Origin of the sequence: Sphingopyxis sp. HIX, from assembly GCF_001468285.1 — a bacterium.
Taxonomy (GTDB): Bacteria; Pseudomonadota; Alphaproteobacteria; order Sphingomonadales; family Sphingomonadaceae; genus Sphingopyxis.
In genome coordinates this window covers 57,126-77,567 of the sequence record NZ_LNSB01000017.1, presented here as the reverse complement: position 1 = coordinate 77,567, position 20,442 = coordinate 57,126, and the positions used below count along the sequence as shown (strand labels likewise).

At 67.7% G+C, this 20,442-nt stretch carries 22 protein-coding genes and 1 pseudogene; 8 read left to right on the top strand and 15 right to left on the bottom strand.

Annotation, left to right across the window (positions count from 1 at the left end; all coding sequences use genetic code 11):
• The first annotated feature begins 8 nt into the window (after positions 1–8).
• Positions 9–1,136 (top strand): peptide chain release factor 2, encoded by a 1,128-nt coding sequence (prfB, locus tag ATE62_RS10105; RefSeq protein ID WP_058808795.1) that lies wholly within the window; start codon positions 9–11, stop codon positions 1,134–1,136.
• Positions 1,136–1,861 carry a class I SAM-dependent methyltransferase gene (locus ATE62_RS10100; protein WP_058808796.1) on the top strand — a complete coding sequence of 242 codons (726 nt, stop codon included), beginning with the start codon at positions 1,136–1,138 and terminating at the stop codon, positions 1,859–1,861. Before prfB ends, ATE62_RS10100 begins: the two co-directional genes overlap by 1 nt.
• Positions 1,862–1,905: 44 nt before the next feature.
• On the opposite strand, the gene ATE62_RS10095 is transcribed toward ATE62_RS10100, so the two are convergent.
• The 10 genes and pseudogenes from ATE62_RS10095 to ATE62_RS10050 all read right to left on the bottom strand — a co-directional run bounded on the left by ATE62_RS10095 (position 1,906) and on the right by ATE62_RS10050 (position 8,660).
• Positions 1,906–2,271, bottom strand: a complete 366-nt coding sequence (locus ATE62_RS10095; protein WP_058808797.1) for a DsrE family protein — start codon at positions 2,269–2,271, stop codon at positions 1,906–1,908.
• The gene (locus ATE62_RS10090; protein WP_058808798.1) at positions 2,259–3,008 is read right to left on the bottom strand and encodes a HesA/MoeB/ThiF family protein; all 750 of its coding nucleotides are present in this window, start codon (positions 3,006–3,008) and stop codon (positions 2,259–2,261) included. Before ATE62_RS10090 ends, ATE62_RS10095 begins: the two co-directional genes overlap by 13 nt.
• Positions 3,009–3,119: 111 nt before the next feature.
• Positions 3,120–3,572: pseudogene (gene dut, locus ATE62_RS10085) on the bottom strand (dUTP diphosphatase); the annotation flags it as partial.
• Positions 3,544–4,806 carry a bifunctional phosphopantothenoylcysteine decarboxylase/phosphopantothenate--cysteine ligase CoaBC gene (gene coaBC, locus ATE62_RS10080; protein ID WP_058808800.1) on the bottom strand — a complete coding sequence of 421 codons (1,263 nt, stop codon included), beginning with the start codon at positions 4,804–4,806 and terminating at the stop codon, positions 3,544–3,546. The pseudogene dut and the gene coaBC, both read right to left, overlap by 29 nt.
• A 2-nt stretch (positions 4,807–4,808) precedes the next feature.
• Positions 4,809–5,105 (bottom strand): CcdB family protein, encoded by a 297-nt coding sequence (locus ATE62_RS10075; RefSeq protein WP_058808801.1) that lies wholly within the window; start codon positions 5,103–5,105, stop codon positions 4,809–4,811.
• Positions 5,105–5,365 (bottom strand): type II toxin-antitoxin system CcdA family antitoxin, encoded by a 261-nt coding sequence (locus ATE62_RS10070; protein ID WP_058808838.1) that lies wholly within the window; start codon positions 5,363–5,365, stop codon positions 5,105–5,107. The genes ATE62_RS10075 and ATE62_RS10070 overlap by 1 nt, the downstream gene beginning before the upstream one ends.
• Before the next feature lie 22 nt (positions 5,366–5,387).
• The gene (locus tag ATE62_RS10065; protein ID WP_058808802.1) at positions 5,388–5,906 is read right to left on the bottom strand and encodes a hypothetical protein; all 519 of its coding nucleotides are present in this window, start codon (positions 5,904–5,906) and stop codon (positions 5,388–5,390) included.
• Positions 5,903–6,397 (bottom strand): hypothetical protein, encoded by a 495-nt coding sequence (locus tag ATE62_RS10060; RefSeq protein WP_058808803.1) that lies wholly within the window; start codon positions 6,395–6,397, stop codon positions 5,903–5,905. The genes ATE62_RS10065 and ATE62_RS10060 overlap by 4 nt, the downstream gene beginning before the upstream one ends.
• Entirely contained in the window at positions 6,382–7,926 is a 1,545-nt protein-coding gene (ubiB, locus tag ATE62_RS10055; RefSeq protein ID WP_058808839.1) for a 2-polyprenylphenol 6-hydroxylase, read from the bottom strand. Before ubiB ends, ATE62_RS10060 begins: the two co-directional genes overlap by 16 nt.
• The gene (locus tag ATE62_RS10050) at positions 7,923–8,660 is read right to left on the bottom strand and encodes a class I SAM-dependent methyltransferase (RefSeq protein ID WP_058808804.1); all 738 of its coding nucleotides are present in this window, start codon (positions 8,658–8,660) and stop codon (positions 7,923–7,925) included. Before ATE62_RS10050 ends, ubiB begins: the two co-directional genes overlap by 4 nt.
• Positions 8,661–8,753: 93 nt before the next feature.
• Between ATE62_RS10050 and mutM the strand changes: the two genes are divergently transcribed.
• The 3 genes from mutM to dnaA all read left to right on the top strand — a co-directional run bounded on the left by mutM (position 8,754) and on the right by dnaA (position 11,906).
• Positions 8,754–9,566, top strand: coding sequence for a bifunctional DNA-formamidopyrimidine glycosylase/DNA-(apurinic or apyrimidinic site) lyase (mutM, locus tag ATE62_RS10045; RefSeq protein ID WP_058808805.1), 813 nt, complete (start codon positions 8,754–8,756; stop codon positions 9,564–9,566).
• Between the two features lie 176 nt (positions 9,567–9,742).
• Positions 9,743–10,006 carry a 30S ribosomal protein S20 gene (gene rpsT, locus ATE62_RS10040; protein WP_054590504.1) on the top strand — a complete coding sequence of 88 codons (264 nt, stop codon included), beginning with the start codon at positions 9,743–9,745 and terminating at the stop codon, positions 10,004–10,006.
• 538 nt (positions 10,007–10,544) lie between these two features.
• The gene (gene dnaA / locus ATE62_RS10035; RefSeq protein WP_058808806.1) at positions 10,545–11,906 is read left to right on the top strand and encodes a chromosomal replication initiator protein DnaA; all 1,362 of its coding nucleotides are present in this window, start codon (positions 10,545–10,547) and stop codon (positions 11,904–11,906) included.
• A 113-nt stretch (positions 11,907–12,019) separates the two neighbouring features.
• On the opposite strand, the gene ATE62_RS10030 is transcribed toward dnaA, so the two are convergent.
• The 4 genes from ATE62_RS10030 to secB all read right to left on the bottom strand — a co-directional run bounded on the left by ATE62_RS10030 (position 12,020) and on the right by secB (position 16,028).
• Entirely contained in the window at positions 12,020–12,709 is a 690-nt protein-coding gene (locus tag ATE62_RS10030) for a DUF4136 domain-containing protein (protein ID WP_058808807.1), read from the bottom strand.
• Between the two features lie 181 nt (positions 12,710–12,890).
• Positions 12,891–13,889, bottom strand: coding sequence for a tryptophan--tRNA ligase (gene trpS, locus ATE62_RS10025; RefSeq protein ID WP_058808808.1), 999 nt, complete (start codon positions 13,887–13,889; stop codon positions 12,891–12,893).
• A gap of 3 nt (positions 13,890–13,892) precedes the next feature.
• Positions 13,893–15,485: a murein biosynthesis integral membrane protein MurJ gene (gene murJ, locus ATE62_RS10020; RefSeq protein WP_082662721.1), complete on the bottom strand. Its 1,593-nt coding sequence runs from the start codon at positions 15,483–15,485 to the stop codon at positions 13,893–13,895.
• A 27-nt stretch (positions 15,486–15,512) separates the two neighbouring features.
• Entirely contained in the window at positions 15,513–16,028 is a 516-nt protein-coding gene (secB, locus tag ATE62_RS10015; RefSeq protein ID WP_058808809.1) for a protein-export chaperone SecB, read from the bottom strand.
• Between the two features lie 292 nt (positions 16,029–16,320).
• On the opposite strand from secB, the gene ATE62_RS10010 reads away from it, so the two are divergent.
• From ATE62_RS10010 to ATE62_RS10000, 3 genes are read left to right on the top strand one after another with little or no spacing between them, the layout of a single operon-like run.
• Entirely contained in the window at positions 16,321–16,959 is a 639-nt protein-coding gene (locus tag ATE62_RS10010; protein ID WP_058808841.1) for a Tim44/TimA family putative adaptor protein, read from the top strand.
• 5 nt (positions 16,960–16,964) lie between these two features.
• Positions 16,965–18,305 carry a murein transglycosylase A gene (gene mltA, locus ATE62_RS10005; protein ID WP_058808810.1) on the top strand — a complete coding sequence of 447 codons (1,341 nt, stop codon included), beginning with the start codon at positions 16,965–16,967 and terminating at the stop codon, positions 18,303–18,305.
• 2 nt (positions 18,306–18,307) lie between these two features.
• The gene (locus ATE62_RS10000; RefSeq protein WP_058808811.1) at positions 18,308–18,877 is read left to right on the top strand and encodes a Smr/MutS family protein; all 570 of its coding nucleotides are present in this window, start codon (positions 18,308–18,310) and stop codon (positions 18,875–18,877) included.
• Between the two features lie 224 nt (positions 18,878–19,101).
• Here the strand turns inward: ATE62_RS10000 and dapE are convergent, their stop codons facing one another.
• Complete coding sequence (dapE, locus tag ATE62_RS09995) at positions 19,102–20,232, bottom strand: succinyl-diaminopimelate desuccinylase (RefSeq protein ID WP_058808812.1); 1,131 nt, start codon at positions 20,230–20,232, stop codon at positions 19,102–19,104.
• Positions 20,233–20,442: the final 210 nt, after the last annotated feature.

Below are 20,442 nucleotides of genomic sequence, written 5' to 3'. Positions count from 1 at the left end.
GCTAGAACATGCGCGCCGAAGCGCAGGATCATATCGACAAGATCGGCGCCGCGCTGGCGCTGCTGCGGCGGTTCCTCGACTGGGACCGCGCGCTGCGCCGACTCGACGAGCTGAACGCCAAGGTCGAGGATCCGACCCTGTGGAACGACGCCAAGGCGGCGCAGGAGGTCATGCGCGAACGTCGCCGCCTCGACGAGGCGATCACCGCGACGCGCGCGATCGAAACCGAATGCGCCGACACCGCCGAATTGATCGAGCTGGCCGAGATGGAAGGCGACGAGGCGATGGTCGACGAGGCCGTCGCGGGCCTGGCCGCGCTCGCGGCGCGCGCCGAGGAAGACAAGATCAAAGCCCTGCTCGCGGGCGAGGCCGACGCCAACGATGCCTATATCGAGGTCCATGCGGGCGCCGGCGGCACCGAGAGCCAGGACTGGGCCGAAATGCTCCAGCGCATGTACAGCCGCTGGGCCGAAAAGCGCGGGTTCAAGGTCGAGCTGGTCGAATATCAGGCGGGCGAGCAGGCGGGGATCAAGTCGGCAACGATGCTGGTCAAGGGCGAGAATGCCTATGGCTATTCGAAGACCGAGAGCGGCGTCCACCGCCTCGTCCGCATCTCGCCCTACGACAGCTCGGCGCGGCGCCACACCAGCTTTTCGTCGGTGTGGGTCTATCCGGTGATCGACGACAATATCGATATCGAGATCAACGAGGGCGACCTCAAGATCGATACCTATCGCGCCTCGGGGGCGGGTGGCCAGCACGTCAACACCACCGACTCGGCGGTGCGCATCACGCACATCCCGACGGGCATCGTCGTCGCGTCGCAGAACGACCGCTCGCAGCACAAGAACCGCGCGACCGCGATGGGCATGCTGAAGGCGCGGATGTACGAGGCCGAGCTGCAGAAGCGCGAGGCCGCGGCGTCGGGCGAATATCAGGCGAAGACCGAGATCGGCTGGGGCCACCAGATCCGCTCCTATGTCCTCCAGCCCTATCAGCTGGTGAAGGATTTGCGCACCGGGGTAACGTCCACGGCGCCTTCCGATGTGCTCGACGGCGCGCTCGATCCCTTCATGGCGGCGGCGCTGTCGCAGAAGGTCACCGGCGAAAAGGTCGACGTCGAGGATATCGACTGATGCTGCGCGGCGCCGTCCTCGCCGCGCTCGCGGCCTTGCCGCTGCTCGGCGGCTGCGACGCGCCGCCATGGGATCAGGACGGCGACCGCGCCGCGACCGCGCGCGACTTCCCGCCCGCCGACCGCCCCGTCGCGCCGACGGTGTCGACCAAATGGTCGACCGAGGAGGCGCGCGACCGGGTGAACGAGGCCGAGGATGTGATGGACTCGGCCGATGTCCGCCCGGGCATGACCGTCGCCGACATCGGCGCGGGCGACGGCTATTATACCGTGCGCCTCGCGCAGCGCGTCGGCGCGAACGGGCGCGTGCTTGCGCAGGACATCATGCCCGAGGTGATCGAGCGCCTCGCCGACCGCGTCGCGCGCGAGCGGCTCGACAATGTCTCGATCAAGCTCGGCGCGGTCGACGATCCGCGGCTCCCCGCCGCCAGCTTCGACCGCGTGTTCATGGTCCATATGTATCACGAGATCGGCGAGCCCTATGCCTTCCTCTGGCGGCTGCGCCCGGCGCTGCGTCAGGGCGGGCAGATCCTCGTCGTCGACGGCGACCGGCCGATCGCCGACCATGGCACGCCCTTCCGCCTGCTCGTCTGCGAGTTCGAGGCGGTGGGGTACAAACTCCTGTCCTACGACGACAAGCAGCACGCCGGCGGCTATCTCGCGCGCTTCGTCCCCGACGGCAACCGGCCGGAGCCCGAGGATATCAAGGTGTGCGACAATTCTTAGGCTTGTGATCCTCCCCATCGCTGCGCGTGGGGAGGATCGATATTTCAGTACACCACCAGCCGGTCCCCCGGCCCGATATCGGCCATGAAGCTCACCAGCCCCGCCGCCTTCACATGCGGCACCAGCTCGGTCGCGGCGACGCCGACCAGCGCCATGCCCGACTGGCAGACGAACAGCCCGACCTCCATCGCGATCGCTTCCTCGACCATCCACGCGAGCTCGGGTTGTCCCGCCGCGCGGCGCGCCGCGTCGCCCGCGAAACTCACCGGATCGCGCAGCAGCGCCGCCGCCTCGCCCTGCAGGAAGACGCGCGTCGGACGTCCGAGCGCCGCCGACGCCATCGCCGCTTCGAGCGCCGCATAGAGCCGCCGCCCCTCGGCGACCGCGACGATGATGTTCAGGCTCGACATGCCGGGCACCCCGGGTCCTTGGCGACGCCGACCTCGCGCCAGCGCCGCTCGAGCATATCGACGATGGCGAGCCGCCCGGCAAGCGGTGATCCCCAGCCGGTCAGCGCGCGCACCGCCTCGAGCGCCGCCATCGTCCCGACCATGCCCGCGAGCGCGCCCATCACCCCGGTCTCGGCGCAATTGATCCCTTCGCGGTCGGGATCCGCGCCGACCAGGCACTGGTAGCAGGGCGCGCCCTCGCGCCAGCCCTCGTAGAGCGCAACCTGTCCCTCGAACGCCCCGATCGCGGCGGAGAGCAGCGGGATCTGGAGCGCTACTGCGGCGCGGTTGACCGCGAGCCTTGTGTCGAAATTGTCGCACCCGTCGAGGACCAGGCTTGCGCCCGCGAGCAGAGTGTCAGCATTGCTGCTGTCCAGCCGCTGGACCACCGCGACCGCCTCGACATGCGGATTGATTCGCCGCGCGGCATCGGCCGCGACTTCGGCCTTGGAGGCGCCAATATCGGCGTCGGTGAACAGCGGCTGGCGTTGCAGGTTCGACAGCTCGACATGGTCATGGTCGACGATCGTCAGCCGCCCGACGCCCGCGGCGGCGAGATAGGTGATCGCCGGACAGCCGATCCCGCCCGCGCCGATCACGGCGATGTGCGCGGCTTTCAGCTTCGCCTGCCCCGCGCCGCCGAACTGCGGCAGGATGATCTGGCGGGCGTAACGGTCGAGTTCGGCGTCGGAGAGCAATTACTCCCCCGACCGCCGCATCTTGACCTCCGACAGCGAGCCGACATTGTCGGGGACGCTGTCGTCGATCGGCTCTTCCTCGCCTTCGCTGCTTTCGGCCTCGCTCGCGACGCCGGTCGAGCCAAAGCCGCCCGCGCCGCGCGCGGTTTCGTCGAGCGCCTCGACCTCGGCGAAGCTCGCGCGCTGCACGGGGGCGGGCACCAGCTGCGCGATGCGGTCGCCCCGCTTGATCTCGAAATTCTCGTCGCCGAGGTTGGCGAGGATCACCTTCACCTCGCCGCGATAGTCGCTGTCGATCGTCCCCGGCGTGTTGAGGCAGGTGATGCCGTGCTTGAGCGCGAGCCCCGAGCGCGGGCGCACCTGCACCTCATAGCCCGGCGGGATCGCCATCGCGAAGCCCGTCGCGACCGCGTGACGCGTGCCGGGGCGGATCGTCAGCGACTCCGCCGCGACGACGTCCATCCCCGCCGCGCCGTCCGACGCATAGGCGGGCAGGGGCAGGCCGCCGCCATTGGGCAGCCGCTGGATCCGGATTTCAATCGGAGTGAGTTGGGACACGCGCATCGAGCTCATCGGCGATCTTTTCCATCAATTTGCGGGCGACGGCCTGTTTGGGCAGCCGGTCCCAGCTGTCTACGCCGCTTTTGCTAACGATATGTACCCGATTCGTCTCGCCCCCCATCGGGTCGGCGGCGACGTCGTTGGCGACGATCCAGTCGCAGCCCTTGCGGTCGAGCTTGGCCTCCGCATGCGCGAGCACGTCGTTGGTCTCGGCGGCGAAGCCGATGAGCAAAGGCGGGCGCTGTACGCTCTTCGCGACGGTAGCGAGAATGTCGGGGTTTTCGGCGAGCGCGAGCGGCGGTACCCGCCCGCTGCCGTCCTTCTTGATCTTCTGCGCCGACGGGTCGGCGGCGCGCCAGTCGGCGACCGCGGCGACCATGATCGCGGCGTCGACGGGCAGGCCCTGCTCGACCTCGGCCGCCATCTCGCGCGCGGTCTCGACATCGACGCGGATCACGCCGGGCGGGGTCGGCAGCGGCACCGGCCCCGCGATCAGCAGCACCTCGGCGCCCGCTTCGGCGGCGGCGGCGGCGATCGCGAAACCCTGCTTCCCGCTCGACCGGTTGGCGATATAGCGCACCGGGTCGATCGGCTCGTGCGTCGGCCCCGCGGTGATCAGGATGCGGCGCCCGTGCAGCGGGCGGTGGTTCGCGGGCGCGAAATCGGGCTGGCCGGTCAGCGGCGCGACCGCGGGCGCATTAGCCAGGGCCTTCTCGATCGCGGCAAAGATCGCTGCCGGCTCGGGCAGCCGCCCCGGGCCATATTCGCCGCACGCCATCTCGCCCTCGTCGGGCTCCATCACCGTCACGCCGTCACCGCGAAGCGTCACGACATTGCGCCGGGTTGCGGCGTGCAGCCACATGCGCACATTCATCGCGGGCGCCGCGAGCACCGGTTTGTCCGTCGCGAGCAGCAGGGTGGTCGCCAGGTCGTCGGCCAGACCGTTCGCCATCTTCGCCAGCAGGTCGGCGGTCGCGGGCGCGACGACGACCAGGTCGGCCTCGCGGCTGAGCTGGATATGCCCCATCTCGACCTCGTCCTTGAGGTCGAACAGGCTGGTATGGACCTTGTTCTCGCTGAGCGCCGCCAGCGTCAGCGGCGTCACGAACTGCTCGCCCGCGCGCGTGATCACGCAGCGCACGACATATCCGCCTTTCCGCAACAGTCGCACCAACTCGATGCTTTTGTACGCGGCGATGCCGCCGCCGATGATGAGGAGGATGCGTTTCGCGGCCATTATCAGACTCCGGTCACCAGCACGTCGAGCGCGCCGACGATGATCAGGCTGTGGTCATCCAGATTCATCATCACCTCGCCAAGCTGACTGACCGCAAGGGTCGCGGCAAATTGCGTGTACATGACATAGTCCGTCCCTTCGATGGTGAAGAGCGGATTGAGCCGCCTGGCCACCACTTCAAATTCGTCCGCGGGCAAGAGCGGTACGACAAGCCGGGTGTTCAGATGCCGCAGCAGATTCGACTGGCAATCGATGACGAGCGCCCCTTCCGACGTGTTTCGGACGTCGAACTGGGCCATCAGAACAGCCGGTATCTGGCGAGCGGCAGTCCGTGCTTGCGGACATATTCGTTCGAAGCTTCGATCGCGGCACGATTTTCTTCCAGCCACGCCGCTTCCCGCGCCTTTTTGACCTCGGCGGCGAGCCCCGCCTGACACGCTTCGCTGACGTTGATGCCGAGTTTTTTGGCTTCACCGACCAGCGCGATGCTCAGCGACACGTTGGTAGGCTTCTTGGGCGCGGCCTTCTTGGGGCCTTCGAATCGCGCGGGACCGTTCATCGCCATTCTCCTTGCGCATGGATTATGCGCATAGATGGTCCGATGCAACCGGATCGGCCATCCGGGCCAGCCTGCGATACAGGCGCCAGGTTCCGAAGGCCCCGATGGCCGTGGTCCAGATCAGCGTCACGGCGGGCGCAAACGGACCTTCGACAATGTCGAATGCCGGCGTTCCGCCCAGGAAATGGAGCAGCCCGCAGGCCGTGCCCGTTGCCGCCCCGGTGGAAATCCACCAGCCGGGGGCGACGACGCGGCCCGATCGTCGCGTGGGAAACCACAGCATGGCCGAAAGGCCGAGCAGCACGGGCCAGAGCAGCACGATCGCGATGACGAGCAGTGGCGGCAAGACGAAGAGCAGCAGGATCAAGCTCAACTCGGCCAGCATGGCGATACCCGGACCCGAAGACCCGAAGACGACGGTCTCGCCGCCCCAGATGATCGCGACCAATGCGATCAATCCGAATATGGCGGCTTCTATCGCCGCGACCAGCGTCGACGCGATCCATTGGGCCCATGGCGTGCGATACCAGCGCCCGATCATTCGGCCCCCGTCGTCTCGCGGTAGCGCTTCTGCGATATCGGCTTCACCCGCCCGGCTTCGACCATGAAATATTGGCCGATGACGTGCAGGCTGTGGTTGTAGCGGAGATCGTCGCTTTCGAAACGATAGCCGTGCCCCTCTTCGAGTGGTCGCGGTGCGACCGATTGCCGGTAGCAGCTCGGCGTTTCGCCATAGCGGAGCTCGGCAGGGAATTTCTTGTCGCGCGGCTCGGGCGCGAATGCGTCGCAGGCGGGATCTTCGGCGGCGAGGTCGATCTGCCACACGACCTTGTCGCCGCTGCGGACGCGGTAGGTCGACTGGATGAAGGTCGTCGGACTCCCGACGATCGTGCCGTGCCGATATTCGATGGCCCAGGCCGGCGGCGCGTCGAGGCTGACGAGGTGCGTGCTCGTGTTGCTGGGACAGCCGCCGAGTGCCAGCGCCGCCGCCGCCGCGGTTCCGCCGCGCGCTATCTTCAGGCCCAGATCCATGCCGCCGCTGCTCCCGCCGAGGCGGCGAGGATAGCCGTCAGCGCATAGCGCCACCAGACGCGTTTCTCGCCCTTCTCCCACATCAGCGGAATTTCGGGCAGCGGCGGCGCGGGCGGGGCGGCGCCCTTCTTCGGGAGCTGTTCGTCGAGGCGGCGGATGATGTCGGGGATCAGCGCCAGCGTCTTGCCCTGCTGGCGGAGGCCGTCGGCGAGCGCGGCCTCGGGGCCCAGCTCGTCGCGGATCCATTCGCTGACGAAGGGACCGGAGACGTCCCACATGTTGATCTTCGGATTGAGCATCGTCGCGACGCCCTCGACCATTACCATCGTCTTCTGGAGCAGGAGCAGGTGCGGCTGCGTCTGCATGTCGAAGTCGCGGGTGATCGCGAACAATCCATCGAGCATCTGGCCGACGCTGAGCTCGCTCACCGGCTTGCCGCGCATCGGCTCGCCGACCGCGCGCAGCGCCGTCGCGAACTCCTCGACATTATGATAGTCGGGGACATATTGCGCCTCGAAATGGATTTCGGCGACACGGCGGTAATTGCCCGTGGTCAGGCCGTAGAGGATCTCGGCGAGCCAGTAGCGCGCCTGCCGGTTGATCCGCCCCATGATGCCGAAATCGACGGCGGCGATCGTCCCGTCGGCCTTCACGAACAAATTGCCCTGGTGCATGTCGGCGTGGAAAAAGCCCTCGGCGATCGCCTGGCGCAGGAAGGCGTTGACGAGGTTCGCCGACAAGGCCTCCATGTCGTGCCCCGCCGCGATCAGCCGCTCGCGGTGCGAAATCTTGATCCCGTCGATCCAGCTCATCGTCATCACGCGGCTGGCGGTGCGGTCCCAGTCGATCGCGGGGACCTCATAGGTCGGCACGCCGGTCATCGCGTCGGAGAGCTCGGACGCCGACGCCGCCTCGCGCCTGAGGTCGAGCTCGCGCAAGGTCCAGCGGCGGAAGTTCGCGATCACTTCGCGCGGGCGCAGCCGCGTCGCTTCGCCGCCGAGCGCCTCGAGATGCGCGGCGGCCCATTCATAGGTGTCGATGTCGCGCGCGAACTGCTTGTCGATGCCGGGGCGGCGGACCTTGACCGCGACCTGCCGGCCTTCGGTGGTCACCGCGCGGTGGACCTGCGCGATCGAGGCCGATCCGACGGGGACGGGCTCGAATTCGCTATAGAGGCTTTCGAGCGGTGCCTCGAAAGTGAGTTCGATTTCCTGGCGGATGCGCTCGAACGGCACCGGCGCCAGCGCGTCCTGCAAGGTCAGCAGGTTGCGCGCGGCCTCCTCGCCGACGAGGTCGGGGCGCGTCGCGAGCGTCTGGCCCAGCTTGACCGCCGCGGGGCCGATCGCCTGGAAGGCGGCGGCATAGTCGGGCACCGCCGGCTGCGACGTGCCGAAGCGCGCGATGCGGCACAGCCGCTTCACGCCGATCGGGGTCTGCGGCGCGCTCTCGATCCCGCGCAGCGCCCCGTGGCGCGCGAGGATACGCCCCCATTTCAGCAGGCGGGCAATATGGACGATCGGCCGGGTCAAGCCTTCCACCCGCTGTGGATCGCGACGAGCCCGCCCATGATCGGCTCGACCTTCACCGCCGTGAAGCCCGCGGCGCCGATCATCTTCGCGAACTCGGGCATCGGCGGGAAGCGCCGGATCGATTCGATCAGATAGCGATAGCTGTCCTCGTCGTCGGCTATCAGCTTGCCGAGCTTCGGCACCAGATGGTGCGAATAGGCGTCATAGGCCTGCGCGAAACCCGGCCATTCGTTGGTCGAGAATTCGAGGCAGAAGAAACGCCCGCCATAGCGCAGCACGCGATGCGCTTCCTTGAGCGCCGCCGGGATATCGGTGACGTTGCGGATGCCGAAGGCGATCGTATAGGCGTCGAAAAACTGATCGGGAAACGACAGCTTCTCGGCATTCTGCTCGGACCACACCAGCGTATCGATCCCGCGCTCGGCCCCGCGTTCGACGCCGACGCCCAGCATGTCGGGGTTGATGTCGGCGACGGTGATGCTCGCGCCCGACTTCTCCATGCGGAACGCGATGTCGCCGGTGCCGCCCGCCATGTCGAGGATCGCCTCGCCCGCGCGCGGCTTCACGCGGCGCACGAAGCGGTCCTTCCAGAGGCGATGCATGCCGCCCGACATCGCGTCGTTCATGATGTCATATTTGCGCGCGACGCGGCTGAAGACCTCGCCCACCATCGCGGTCTTCTCGCCCGCGGGGACCTGCTCATAGCCGAAGCTGACGGTGTCGGGGGTGGCCATGATGGTTGCGCCTTTGCGGGGAGAAACGAAGTCGCCCCGGCCTTTAGCGGGGCCTTGCCGCGCAGGCAAATGGCGCGTAGCCAAACCCGCGATATGCCCGAGCTTCCCGAAGTCGAAACCACCGTCCGCGGCCTCGCGCCGTTTCTCGAAGGGCAGCGCCTGACCTCGGTCATCACCTTTCGCCCCGACCTTCGCCGCGCCTTCCCCGCCGACCTCGCGCAGCGGCTGACCGGCGCGACGGTGACCGCCCTGTCGCGCCGCGCCAAATATGGCGTGATCTCCACCGACCGCGACGACCATATGATCTTCCACCTCGGCATGTCGGGACGCTGGCGGACCGAGGGCGGCGAGGCGGGCAAGCACGACCATCTGCTCATCGAAACCGGCGCGGGGCACCGGCTCTTCCTCCACGACCCGCGTCGCTTCGGTTCGGTCGACCTCGTCGCGGGCGACCCGCTCACCGTCTTCCCCGCCTTCGTGACCCTCGGTCCCGAACCCTTGTCCGATGCCTTCGACGCCGCCTATCTGGCGAAGGCGCTCGCCGGTCGCCGCGCACCGATAAAGGCGATGCTGCTCGACCAGACGATCGTCGCGGGGCTCGGCAACATCTATGTCTGCGAAGCGCTCAACATGGCGCGCATCCACCCCGCCAAGCCCGCCGCCGACGTCTCGCGGGCGAAACTCGCCTTGCTGGTGCCCGCGATCAAGGACGTCCTCACCGCCGCGATCGCCGCGGGCGGATCGACCCTGCGCGATTTCCTCAGCCCCGAGGGCGACCTCGGCTATTTCGCCAAGGACTGGCGCGTCTACGGCCGCGAGGGGCAGCGTTGCGAATGCGGCGGCACGATCGCCCGCATCGTCCAGTCGGGCCGCTCGACCTTCTTCTGCCCCAAATGCCAGCGTTAGCGCGGTTTCGGCGTTGACCTGATAGGACAATCTGGCTATGGGCGCACCCTTCGAGCAGGGTCCGGTTGTCCGGAACCGGCTGTATCCGGACATTGATTCGCACGTTTCGCGCGATTCGGCTGCTCCGGTGACGCTGTGCTCCGACCGACTTTGACCGTTTGAAAACCGAGGAATTTATGGCCAATACGCCCCAGGCAAAAAAGCGCATCCGCCGCAACACCGCGCGCACCGTCGTGAACAAGAATCGCGTCTCGCGCATTCGCACGCTGGTCAAGAAGGTCGAGAATGCCGTCGCCGCCGGTGACAAGGATGCCGCCGCTGCCGCGCTGAAGGCTGCGCAGCCCGAAATGGCCCGCGGCGTCGCCAAGGGCGTGCTCCACAAGAACACCGTCGCGCGCAAATATTCGCGCCTGACCAAGAGCGTCAACGCGATCGCGTGATTGCCGCCCGATTCGGCTTTTGCCGATCGTGCATCAAAAAGGACCCGCCGGCGCATCGCCCGCGGGTCCTTTTTTGTGCCCATTTCGGGACAAGGTGATGGGCGGCTTTGTTACGGCATCATGGCAATAGTGTTGCATCGCGGTAAGTCGCGGATTTATCGCGATTCGTTTTTCATGACGCTGACTGTAACAATTAAACCATTGATTTAATTATTTAAAATACCGGTTTCGCGCGATTCCGGGGTCGCGGGGGAGTCAAGATTTTTATTTCAATATTTTTACATCCCCCGCTCTTGATCGACTCGCGCCGCCCTGCCTAGACAGGGGTGTCATCGGCCTTCGCCGCTGGCCGCCACATCACATGATTCGCCGTCCTTCGCTGCTTGCGCGGAACGGGAAACTGCGTCCTGCGACCGGGGCGTGGGGAAATGCTGTGCGGCCGGGGCGATGCCGGGGGGCATCCGATGACCGAGCAAGGTGGGGGACAGGCGTGATTTCAGGCGGGGAGAGCTATGGCCAGCGTGGCGGAGAAACGGCGATGAGCGGCGACGCCGCGACGCTGTGGCCGCGCGTGGCCGAAGGGCTCCGCCGCGATCTCGGCGCGCGCACCTTCGACCATTGGCTGAAGCCGGTGCGCTTCGCCGACTATTGCAGCCTGTCGGGCGTCGTCACGCTCGAGGCGACGAGCCGCTTCTCGGCCAACTGGATCAACGAACGTTTCGGCGACCGGCTCGAACTCGCGTGGCGCCAGCTCTTGCCCGCGGTGCGCAGCGTCAGCGTGCGCGGCGCCAGCGCGGGGGCCGAGCGCGCCGCGATCCTCGCGCAGCCGCCGCTGCCCGCTTTCGAAACGCCGCCGGCGCCCGCCGCGAACCCGGCGCTGCTCGGTTTCGACCCGCGGCTGTCGTTCGACCGCTTCGTCGTCGCGCGCTCGAACATCCTCGCCGCCAACGCCGCGCGCCGCATGGCGATGGTCGAGGCGCCGCAATTCAACCCGCTCTACCTCTGTTCGGGCACCGGCCAGGGCAAGACGCACCTGCTCCAGGCGATCGCACAGGATTATGCGACGGCGCACCCGACCGCCACCATCATCCTGATGTCGGCGGAGAAGTTCATGCTCGAATTCGTCGGCGCGATGCGCGGCGGCGACATGATGGCGTTCAAGGCGCGGCTGCGCGCCGCCGACCTGCTGCTGCTCGACGACCTGCAATTCGTGATCGGCAAGAATTCGACGCAGGAGGAATTGCTCCACACGATCGACGACCTGATGACCGCGGGCAAGCGCCTCGTCGTCACCGCCGACCGCCCGCCGGCGATGCTCGACGGGGTCGAAGCGCGGCTGCTGTCGCGGCTGTCGGGCGGGCTCGTTGCCGACATCGAGGCGCCCGAGGACGATCTGCGCGACCGCATCATCCGCCAGCGGCTCGCCGCGATGCCGATGGTCGAGGTGCCGGGCGACGTCGTCGCCTATCTGGTCAAGCATTTCACCCGCAACATCCGCGAGCTCGAAGGCGCGCTCAACAAATTGCTCGCTTATGCGGCGCTCACCGGCGCGCGGCTCGACCTCGCGCTCGCCGAGGACCGGCTGGCGGAGAATGTTCGCAGCGCGCGCCCGCGGATCACGATCGACGAGATCCAGCGCGCGGTCTGCGCGCATTACAAGCTCGACAAGAGCGAGATGGCGTCGAAGCGCCGCGTCCGCGCGATCGCGCGCCCGCGGCAGGTCGCGATGTACCTCGCGAAGGAACTGACCCCGCGCTCCTATCCCGAGATCGGGCGCCGCTTCGGCGGGCGCGACCATTCGACCGTGATTCACGCGGTGCGCACGGTCGAGGCGCTGCGCGTCAGCGACAGCGAACTCGACGCCGAAATCGCCGCGATCCGGCGCAGCCTCAACAGCTGATCCACAGCTTCTGCCGGGCTCATCCCCGGACTTGTCCACCGGTTCGTCCACAACAAAAGGGCCCGCCGTCCTTTCGGAAGGCGGGCCCTTTTGTCTGGCCAATGGCGGCGCGATCAGCTCTTTTCGGGCGGCGCCACGGTGATGCGCACCTTTTCGCCCGAATTGCCGGGGAAGCCGGTGAACATCGCCTCGACCAGGTTGGGGACGATCGCCTGGAGGTTGTTGTCGCGCGACTGCGCCTCGGCGCGGCCCTCGAACAGGCGGTAGCCGTCCGTCGCGCGGCTGATCGAGAGGTCGAGCCCGCTGGTGTAGACGGTATAGCTCTCGACGTCGTTATAGCCGAAGCCCGGGCCGAAGCCGCCCCATAGGAAGGGGTCGCGATAGCCGTAGACGAAGCGGCGGCCGCCGCGGCCGGTGACGATCACCGGGCGATAGAAGCCGCGGCCGTAATAGCCGCCGTACCACGGGTCGCCGAAGCCGGGGGTACTGCGCACGCGCTCGCGCCCCTTGTCGATGTCATAGCCCATGCGCACGACCATGTCGGGACGCTCGCCGGGCGCCGCGGGGCGATAGCCGAAGCGCGTCAGCTCGCCCGACACCAGATTGGCATATTGGCCGAACTCGATCCCACCCGCGAGCCGGGGGTCGCCCGCCTCGACGGTGAAGCTCTGCCCCTGCGGGGCGGGCAGCTGGGTCTGGAAGCGCGCGACATCGGCGCGGAAGGGGGTGGCACAGCCAGCGATCGCCAGCGTTGCGGCGGTCAGCGCGGCGAGGCTCAGCCGGCGGAAAGTCAGGGTCTTCATCATCGTCTTCGCTCCGTGAGTCGGCGCGCATGCACGCCGCTCTTTATAGCATGACTACGCCGATGCGACTTAACCTTGGTTGAACTCGCCTTGCCGCAACCGGTTGCACCACCCGATATGGGGTGGCGGCGGGCCGAAGACAAGAATTTCGCTGCGGTGCCAGACGGTTCGCTGCCCGCGCTCAGCGGCAGAGCCCCAGCGCGGCATAGGCCGCGTCGAGCGTCGGCTGGGCGAGCGTGCGGGCACGTTCGGCGCCCTTCTCCAGCGCGGCGTCGATCGCCGCCGTGTCGGCCTTCAGCGCATTCAGCCGCTCGGCGATCGGCGCGAGCGTCTCGACGAGCAATTCGCCGAGCGCGGGCTTGAACGCCCCGAACCCTTGTCCCGCGAAGCGCGCGAGCACCTGGTCGACGCTCTCGTCGGCCATCGCCGCGTAGATCGCGACGAGGTTCTTCGCCTCGGGGCGGCCTTGCAGTCCCGCGGCCTCCGACGGCAAGGGCTCGGGATCGGTCTTCGCCTTGCGGATCTTGGCCATGATCGTGTCGCGGTCGTCGACCAGGTTGATCCGGCTCGCGTCGCTCGGGTCCGATTTCGACATTTTCGCCGTGCCGTCGCGCAGGCTCATGATCCGCGCCGCGGCGGGCGGGATCGTCGGTTCGGGCAAGGTGAAGGTCTCGGTGCCGGTGTCGAGGTTGAACTTGGTCGCGATATCGCGCGCGAGTTCCAGATGCTGTTTCTGGTCGTCGCCGACGGGGACGTGCGTCGTCTGATAGAGCAGCACGTCGGCCGCCTGCAGCACCGGATAGGCGTAGAGCCCGACGCTCGCGCCCTCGCGGTTCTTGCCCGACTTTTCCTTGAACTGCGTCATGCGGTTCAGCCAGCCGATCCGCGCGGTGCAGAAGAGCAGCCAGGCGAGCTCGGCATGCGCGGGCACGCGCGCCTGGTTGAACAGGATCGCCTTCTCGGGATCGATCCCCGCGGCGATCAGCGCCGCCGCCATCTCGCGCGTGTTCGCGGTCAGCTCGGCGGCATCGCCCGCGACGGTGATCGCGTGCAGGTCGGCGAGGAAATAGAGTTTCTCGCCCGGCATCTCGTCCTGCATGCGCACCCAGTTGCGGATCGCGCCCAGATAATTGCCGAGGTGCAAGTTTCCGGTGGGCTGGATGCCCGACAGCGTCCGCATGATCTATTCCTCTATTGCCGCCGGTTTGGCGCGCCGCCGCGTGAGCATGGCGACGAGTTCCTTGTCAAGCGCGCCGACGAGGAAGGCCGCGGTCAGGAAGACCGCGCCCCCCGCCGCGCACAGCGCCGACAGCGACCAGATGCGCTCGAACACCCCGCCGCCATAATAGGGCGCGAGCTGCGGCATCATCCACCACAGCAGCGCGCCCATGACCGCGACCGCGACCAGCTGGCGCAGGATTCGCCCGGCGAGCCGCGTGGTGAAATGGAACCAGCCGCGCCGGTGCAGGATGATGTAGAGCAGCAGGCAGTTGAGTGACGCCGACACCGCGGTCGCGCCCGCCAGCCCGACGATACCGTAACGCTCGACGACATAGAGGTTGATGCCGATGTTGACGATCAGCGAGGCGAGCGCGGTCCACACCGGCGTCTTCGTATCCTCGCGCGCGAAAAAGCCGGGGTTCAAAATCTTCACGATCACATAGGCGGGCAGGCCCGCGACGAGCGCGACGACGATATGCGCCATCAGCGCACCGTCTTCGGGCGTAAACTTGCCGCCGACGAAGAAGGCGGCGGTGAAGGCGGGGGCGCAGATCGCGAGCGCCACCGCAGCCGGAAGCGTCAGCAAAGTCGCGATCTCGAACGCATTGGCCTGCAATCTTTGCGCCTCGGCGCCGTCGCCGCTGTGGATATGGCGCGCCAGCATCGGCAGGATCGCGGTGCCGAGCGCGATGCCGACGATGCCGAGCGGCAACTGGTTCAATCGGTCGGCGAGCTTGAGCAGGGTCAGCGACCCCTGCGGCAGGCTTGTCGCGAAGAAAGTGTCGACGAACTGGCTGATCTGATAGATGCCCGCGCCGAAGGTCGCGGGCAGGATCAGCATGCCGAGCTTCCTGACCTCGGGGGTCAGCTTGGGCAGCCGGATGTGGAGCTTCAGCCCCGCCCGCCGCACCGACCACCAGAGATAGGCGAGCTGCAGCACCCCCGCGAGCGACACCGAAATTGCGAGCGCGATCGCGACGATGCGGTCGTCACCACCCGGCCCGCGCATCTCGGCGCCGATCAAGATGCCCGCGATCAGCACGATGTTGAGCAGTACCGGCGCCGCCGCGCCCGGCGCGAAGCGCGAGCGCGCGTTGAGCAGGCCGGAGAGCATCGCGACGAGGCTGATCAGCCCCAGATAGGGAAAGGTGATGCGGCTCAAAAACACCGCGAGCTCGAACTTGCCCGGCACCGACTGATATTCGCTGGCGAGCAGCCAGACGATGCCCGGCATGGCGATCATCGCGACCGCGGAAAAGACGAGCAGCACCCAGAGGAAGACGCCGAGCACGTCGTCGGCAAATTTCGCCGCGGCGGCCTCGCCGTCCTCCCCGTGCAGCGCGCGGCTATACATCGGCACGAAGGCGACCGAGAAGGCGCCCTCGGCGAACAGCCGGCGAAAGGTGTTGGGCAGGGTGAAGGCGAGCTGGAAGGCGTCCGCCGCCAGCCCCGCGCCGAGCACGCGGGCGAGCAGCATGTCGCGCGCGAAACCGAAGACGCGGCTGACCATCGTCAGCCCTCCGATCGTCCCGACGCTCTTGATCAGGCTGCTCACCCCGTCAGCCCGCCCAGCCGGTGAAGCTTAGGCCTGCCCGACCGGCGCGATATCGCCGGCCTGTTCGGCGGCGATCTGCTGCGACTGCTGCTGGAACAGGCCGTGGAAGTCGATCGGCTCGAGCAGCAGCGGCGGGAAACCGCCGTCGCGCACGACATCGGCGACGACGCGGCGCGCGAAGGGGAACAGGATGCGCGGCGCTTCGGCGAGGAAGAAGGGCTGCAGCTGGTCTTCGGGGACGTTGCGCACGCCGAACAGGCCGGCATATTTCAGATCGACGACGAACGCCGTCAGGTCGCCCGCCTTCGAGGTGATGTCGATCTTCAGCGACACTTCGAACACGCCGTCGCCGACCTGTTCGGCCCCGATGTTGAACTGGACGTCAATCTGCGGCGCGTCCTGCACCTGATAGATCGCGGGCGCGTTCGGATTCTCGAACGACAGATCCTTCACATATTGCGAGATCAGGCCGATCGCGGGGCTGTTGTCCTCGCCGTTGCTCAGCGTTTCGGGGGTGAATTCGGGCGTCGTTTCGTCGGCCATGACTGTGATGCTTTCCCTGTATCGAATGAAAAGGGCCCGCGCATCCGGATCGGTGCGATCCGGCGGTGCGGGCGGTTGTCGCGGCGCTTAGCAGCGCCGGGCGGGCAGCACAATGGGCCGCTCCGAGGGCGCCCGCGGCAACCGCGGCGCGCGCCGGACGTTGACCTGAGGCAAGGCTGCGGCCATGGAGATTTGAAACATGGCCGCCGATAGCCTATGTATCGGCCAAGACTTTCCCGAAGACCGCATTGGACTCCAGCCCGTGACAGCCATTTCGATCGTCCTGCTCGCCATGATCGCCGCCTTCCTCGGCATGCGGCTCTATTCGGTGCTCGGCAAGCGCACGGGGCACGAGCAGGAGCCCGTGCTGCCGCGCCGCGACGAGCGCGCCGCCCCCGCACCGGTGCGCATCGACGATCCCGAAGCCCCGCCGTCGCCGCAGGGCGGCAGCGCCGATACCTCCGGCCTCGTCTACGAACCCGCCGCCGAAGCCGGGCTGCGCCAGCTGCTCGCGACCGACCGCCAGTTCGACGCCGGCCGCTTCATGGACGGCGCCGAGGCGGCCTATCGCATGATTCTCGAGGCCTATTGGGCCGGCGACCGCGACACCCTCCGCGATCTTTGCGATGCCGACAGCTATCAAGCCTTCGCCGACGCGATCGACGCGCGCGAGGCGCGCGGCGAGCGGCTCGACAACCGTCTCGTCGGTATCGATTCGGCGAAGATCACCGCGGTCGAGCTGTCGGGCGGCGAAGCCCGCGTCACCGTGCGCTACCGCGCCGACATCAGCGCGGTCACCCGCGATGCCGAAGGCAACATGATCGCGGGCTCGATGATCGACGCGACCGAGACAAACGACCTGTGGACCTTCCGGCGCCGGATCGGCAGCGGCGATCCCAACTGGCAGCTCGACGAAGCCGAATCCGCCTGACGTCGATGCCCGGCCCCGTCTCCACCCGGGCGCTGGGATTCGCCCTCCTCGCCAGCCTGCCCGCGCTGTCGGCCTGTTCGTCGGTGATTCCCGATGCCGGCGGTGGCCGCGTCGAAACGACGCCGCGTCCAGTGCCCGCGCCGACCCCGGCCCCGACCTCCACCGCGCCGACCGGCCCGACCCGTCCCTACACCCCACGCCCCTCCGAAAGCGGCAGCGTCGCGGCAAAGCCGATCCCCGCAACGCCCAACCCGGTGCTCGCCGCGCCGGCGGTGCCGACGAGCGCGACCACCGCGGCCGAGGCCGGCGTCGTCGCCGGCCCCGAGTTCGATACGCTCGGCGTAACCGCGTCGCAGGCGAGCGCCGCGCTCGCCGCGTTCCGTTTGAGCTGCCCCTCGGTCACGCGCCGCGCCGACGTCAGCGGGCTGACCCAGAACGCCGACTGGAGCGAAAGCTGCAACGCCGCGAAAAACTGGCGCGACGATGACGCATCGGCTTTCTTCCAGCGCTACTTCGGCACGGTGCAGGTCGGCGCCGGCACGACCTTCGTCACCGGCTATTACGAGCCCGAGATCGCGGGTTCGCGCACCAAGCGTGCGGGATACGACGTGCCCATCTATCGCCGTCCGGCCGACTTGGTCGACGTCGACCTCGGCCAATTTTCCGACGATTTGAAGGGCAAGAAGGTCCGCGGCCGTGTCGATGGCAGCAATCTGGTGCGCTATTACGACCGCGCCGCGATCGAGCGCGGTGCACTCGAAGGCCGCGGGCTCGAAATCGCCTGGGCCGCCGACGCCGCCGAATTCTTCTTCCTCCAGATCCAGGGCTCGGGGCGCCTGCGCCTCCCCGACGGCGGGGTGATGCGCATCGGTTACGATACGCAGAACGGCCGCGACTATGTCGGCATCGGCAAATTGCTCGCCGATCGCGGCGAACTCAAGCCCGGCCAGACCTCGATGCAGGGTATCCTCGACTATCTGCGCGCCGATCCGGTGCGCGGTGCCGCGGTGATGAACGAGAATCCCAGCTGGGTCTTCTTCCGCGAGATCACGGGTCCGGGGCCGCTGGGCGCGCTCGGCGTGCCCGTGACGGGCCGCGCGAGCGTCGCCGCCGATCCCAAATATACGCCGCTCGGCGCCCCCGTCTTCCTCTCGCTCGACCGCGCCGAACCCAACGGGCTGTGGATCGCGCAGGATACGGGCGGTGCGATCAAGGGCGCCAATCGCTTCGACAGCTTCTGGGGCGCGGGCAACGACGCGCGCGCGATCGCCGGCGGCATGTCGGGCCGCGGGTCGGCTTTGCTCCTCCTGCCGCGCACCAGCATCGCGCGCCTGATCCGGCGCTGACGATGGTTCGTCGGCTCGCCCCCGACGAGTCGGCGCTCTGGCGAAAGGTCGCTGCGACGGTGAAGCCGCTGGCGAAGGCGCCCGCGCCGCTCGCGCCCGTCGCGCCGCCCACGGTCAAGCCGCCCAAGGCGCAGCCGCGCGTCACCGCACCGCCCGCCGCGCGTCCGCCTTCGCCGCTCCCGCCGCCGCGCCGCACGCACCACACCGCGACGCTCGACGGCCATTGGGACCGCCGCCTGCGCAAGGGGCTCGTCCGCCCCGACATGAGCATCGACCTCCACGGTCACAGCCTCGCCTCGGCGCAGGCCTTGCTCGACGAGAGCATCCACCGCGCGCTGATCCGCGGCGCGCGCGTGCTGCTCGTGGTCGCGGGTCGTCTGCGCCCCGGCGCCGACCGCTTGCCGGTGATGCACGGCGATCCGCGCCCGCGCGGCGCGATCCGCGCTTCGCTCCCCGACTGGCTGGCCTATTCGCCCTACGCCCACCAGATCGTCGCGCTGCGCCCCGCGCATATCAGCCATGGCGGGGCAGGCGCAGTCTATGTCATCCTGCGGCGGGCGCGCGAAGACTAATCTCACGCAAAGGCGCAAAGGCGCCAAGAAGATAAGAAAAAGGGTCTCACACAAAGACACAAAGAGGGTAGCCTTCGCCCGCACCGCTGCTCCATGATCGCGAAGCGCCTTATAGAAGGTCGCCTTCGGCGACAGGCGACACTGGCGGCGGCGCACGCCCTCTTTGTGTCTTTGTGTGAGATTTTTCTTCTTGGCGCCTTTGCGCCTTCGCGTGAGGATTAATCTCAGCCCGCCAGCGCCCGCACCAATATCCCGCGGTAAATCGCCGTCAGCTTGTGCAGGTCTGCCACCGCGACCGCCTCGTCGAGCTTGTGCATCGTTGCATTGGTCAGCCCGAATTCGACCACCGGGCAGAGTGCATGCAGGAAGCGCGCGTCGGACGTGCCGCCGGTGGTCGACATCTCGGGCACGATGTCAGTCTCGGCATGGATCGCCTCGGCGACGAGCCCCGACAGGTCGCCCGGCGGGGTCAGGAAGGCTTCGCCCGAAATCTTGCCGAGAACCTTGGCCTTGGGCTCGACATCGTGTGCGATGCGCTCGATCATCGCGACCAGGTCGGCGCCCTTATGCTGGTCGTTGAAGCGGATCGACAGCCGCGCGCGCGCCGAGGCGGGGATGACGTTGGTCGCGCCGTTGCCGACCTCGATGTCGGTGAATTCGATGTTCGACGGCTGGAACCAGTCGTTGCCCTCGTCGAGCACCACCGCGTCGATCGCCGCTAGGATCTCGACCAGCTTGGGGATCGGATTGTCGGCGAGGTGGGGGTAGGCGACATGCCCCTGCGTCCCCGGCACGTCGATCCAGATATTGACCGACCCGCGCCGCCCGATCTTCACCATGTCGCCGAGCCTGGTCACCGACGTCGGCTCGCCGACGACGATCATGTCGGGCACGACGCCGCGCCCCGCCATATGCTCCATCAGCGCGCGCGTGCCGAAGATCGCGGGGCCTTCCTCGTCGCCGGTGATGATCAGGCTGATCGTCCCCGTTTCCGGGGGCGTGGCTGCGGCCGCCGCGACGAAGGCGGCGATCGAACCCTTCATGTCGACCGCCCCGCGCCCGTAGAGCAGGTCGCCGCGGACCTCGGGCGCGAACGCATCGCCTGTCCAGCCGACGCCCGGCGGCACAACGTCGAGGTGCCCGGCAAAGCCGAAATGCCGCGGTCCCTTGCCCGTGCGCACCGCGAGCAGATTCTCGACCGGCCCGTCGGGCTCGATCCCGTCGATAAAGCGCTCGACCGTAAAGCCGAGCGGGGTCAGCGCCGCCTCGAGCACATCGAACACCGCGCCGGTGGCGGGGGTGACGGACGGGGCGGCGATCAGCGCCTTGGCGAGGTCTACGGGGTCGATGCTCATGGTCGCGCCATACGCCTTGGGGTGGCCCTTAGTCGAGACGCTGAAATGTTTCGCGCAAAGACGCAAAGACACGAAGATGGCGCGCCCTGTTTTTACGAAAGCGTGTCGCCGCAGGCGACCAGAAAGGCGCTTCGCGCGGATGGCGCGCGACGTAGCTGTCTTACGGAATCTCTTTGTATCTTTGCGTCTTTGTGCGAAACAAAAAAAGAA

What these genes read in the sequence shown, in the direction of transcription:
- prfB (WP_058808795.1), top strand. Translation starts at nt 9, where the DNA reads ATGCGCGCCGAAGCGCAGGATCATATCGACAAGATCGGCGCCGCGCTG.
- ATE62_RS10100 (WP_058808796.1), top strand. Translation starts at nt 1,136, where the DNA reads ATGCTGCGCGGCGCCGTCCTCGCCGCGCTCGCGGCCTTGCCGCTGCTC.
- ATE62_RS10095 (WP_058808797.1), bottom strand. Translation starts at nt 2,271, where the DNA reads ATGTCGAGCCTGAACATCATCGTCGCGGTCGCCGAGGGGCGGCGGCTC.
- coaBC (WP_058808800.1), bottom strand. Translation starts at nt 4,806, where the DNA reads ATGGCCGCGAAACGCATCCTCCTCATCATCGGCGGCGGCATCGCCGCG.
- ATE62_RS10075 (WP_058808801.1), bottom strand. Translation starts at nt 5,105, where the DNA reads ATGGCCCAGTTCGACGTCCGAAACACGTCGGAAGGGGCGCTCGTCATC.
- ATE62_RS10070 (WP_058808838.1), bottom strand. Translation starts at nt 5,365, where the DNA reads ATGAACGGTCCCGCGCGATTCGAAGGCCCCAAGAAGGCCGCGCCCAAG.
- ATE62_RS10065 (WP_058808802.1), bottom strand. Translation starts at nt 5,906, where the DNA reads ATGATCGGGCGCTGGTATCGCACGCCATGGGCCCAATGGATCGCGTCG.
- ATE62_RS10060 (WP_058808803.1), bottom strand. Translation starts at nt 6,397, where the DNA reads ATGGATCTGGGCCTGAAGATAGCGCGCGGCGGAACCGCGGCGGCGGCG.
- ATE62_RS10050 (WP_058808804.1), bottom strand. Translation starts at nt 8,660, where the DNA reads ATGGCCACCCCCGACACCGTCAGCTTCGGCTATGAGCAGGTCCCCGCG.
- mutM (WP_058808805.1), top strand. Translation starts at nt 8,754, where the DNA reads ATGCCCGAGCTTCCCGAAGTCGAAACCACCGTCCGCGGCCTCGCGCCG.
- rpsT (WP_054590504.1), top strand. Translation starts at nt 9,743, where the DNA reads ATGGCCAATACGCCCCAGGCAAAAAAGCGCATCCGCCGCAACACCGCG.
- dnaA (WP_058808806.1), top strand. Translation starts at nt 10,545, where the DNA reads ATGAGCGGCGACGCCGCGACGCTGTGGCCGCGCGTGGCCGAAGGGCTC.
- ATE62_RS10030 (WP_058808807.1), bottom strand. Translation starts at nt 12,709, where the DNA reads ATGAAGACCCTGACTTTCCGCCGGCTGAGCCTCGCCGCGCTGACCGCC.
- trpS (WP_058808808.1), bottom strand. Translation starts at nt 13,889, where the DNA reads ATGCGGACGCTGTCGGGCATCCAGCCCACCGGAAACTTGCACCTCGGC.
- secB (WP_058808809.1), bottom strand. Translation starts at nt 16,028, where the DNA reads ATGGCCGACGAAACGACGCCCGAATTCACCCCCGAAACGCTGAGCAAC.
- ATE62_RS10010 (WP_058808841.1), top strand. Translation starts at nt 16,321, where the DNA reads ATGATCGCCGCCTTCCTCGGCATGCGGCTCTATTCGGTGCTCGGCAAG.
- mltA (WP_058808810.1), top strand. Translation starts at nt 16,965, where the DNA reads ATGCCCGGCCCCGTCTCCACCCGGGCGCTGGGATTCGCCCTCCTCGCC.
- ATE62_RS10000 (WP_058808811.1), top strand. Translation starts at nt 18,308, where the DNA reads ATGGTTCGTCGGCTCGCCCCCGACGAGTCGGCGCTCTGGCGAAAGGTC.
- dapE (WP_058808812.1), bottom strand. Translation starts at nt 20,232, where the DNA reads ATGAGCATCGACCCCGTAGACCTCGCCAAGGCGCTGATCGCCGCCCCG.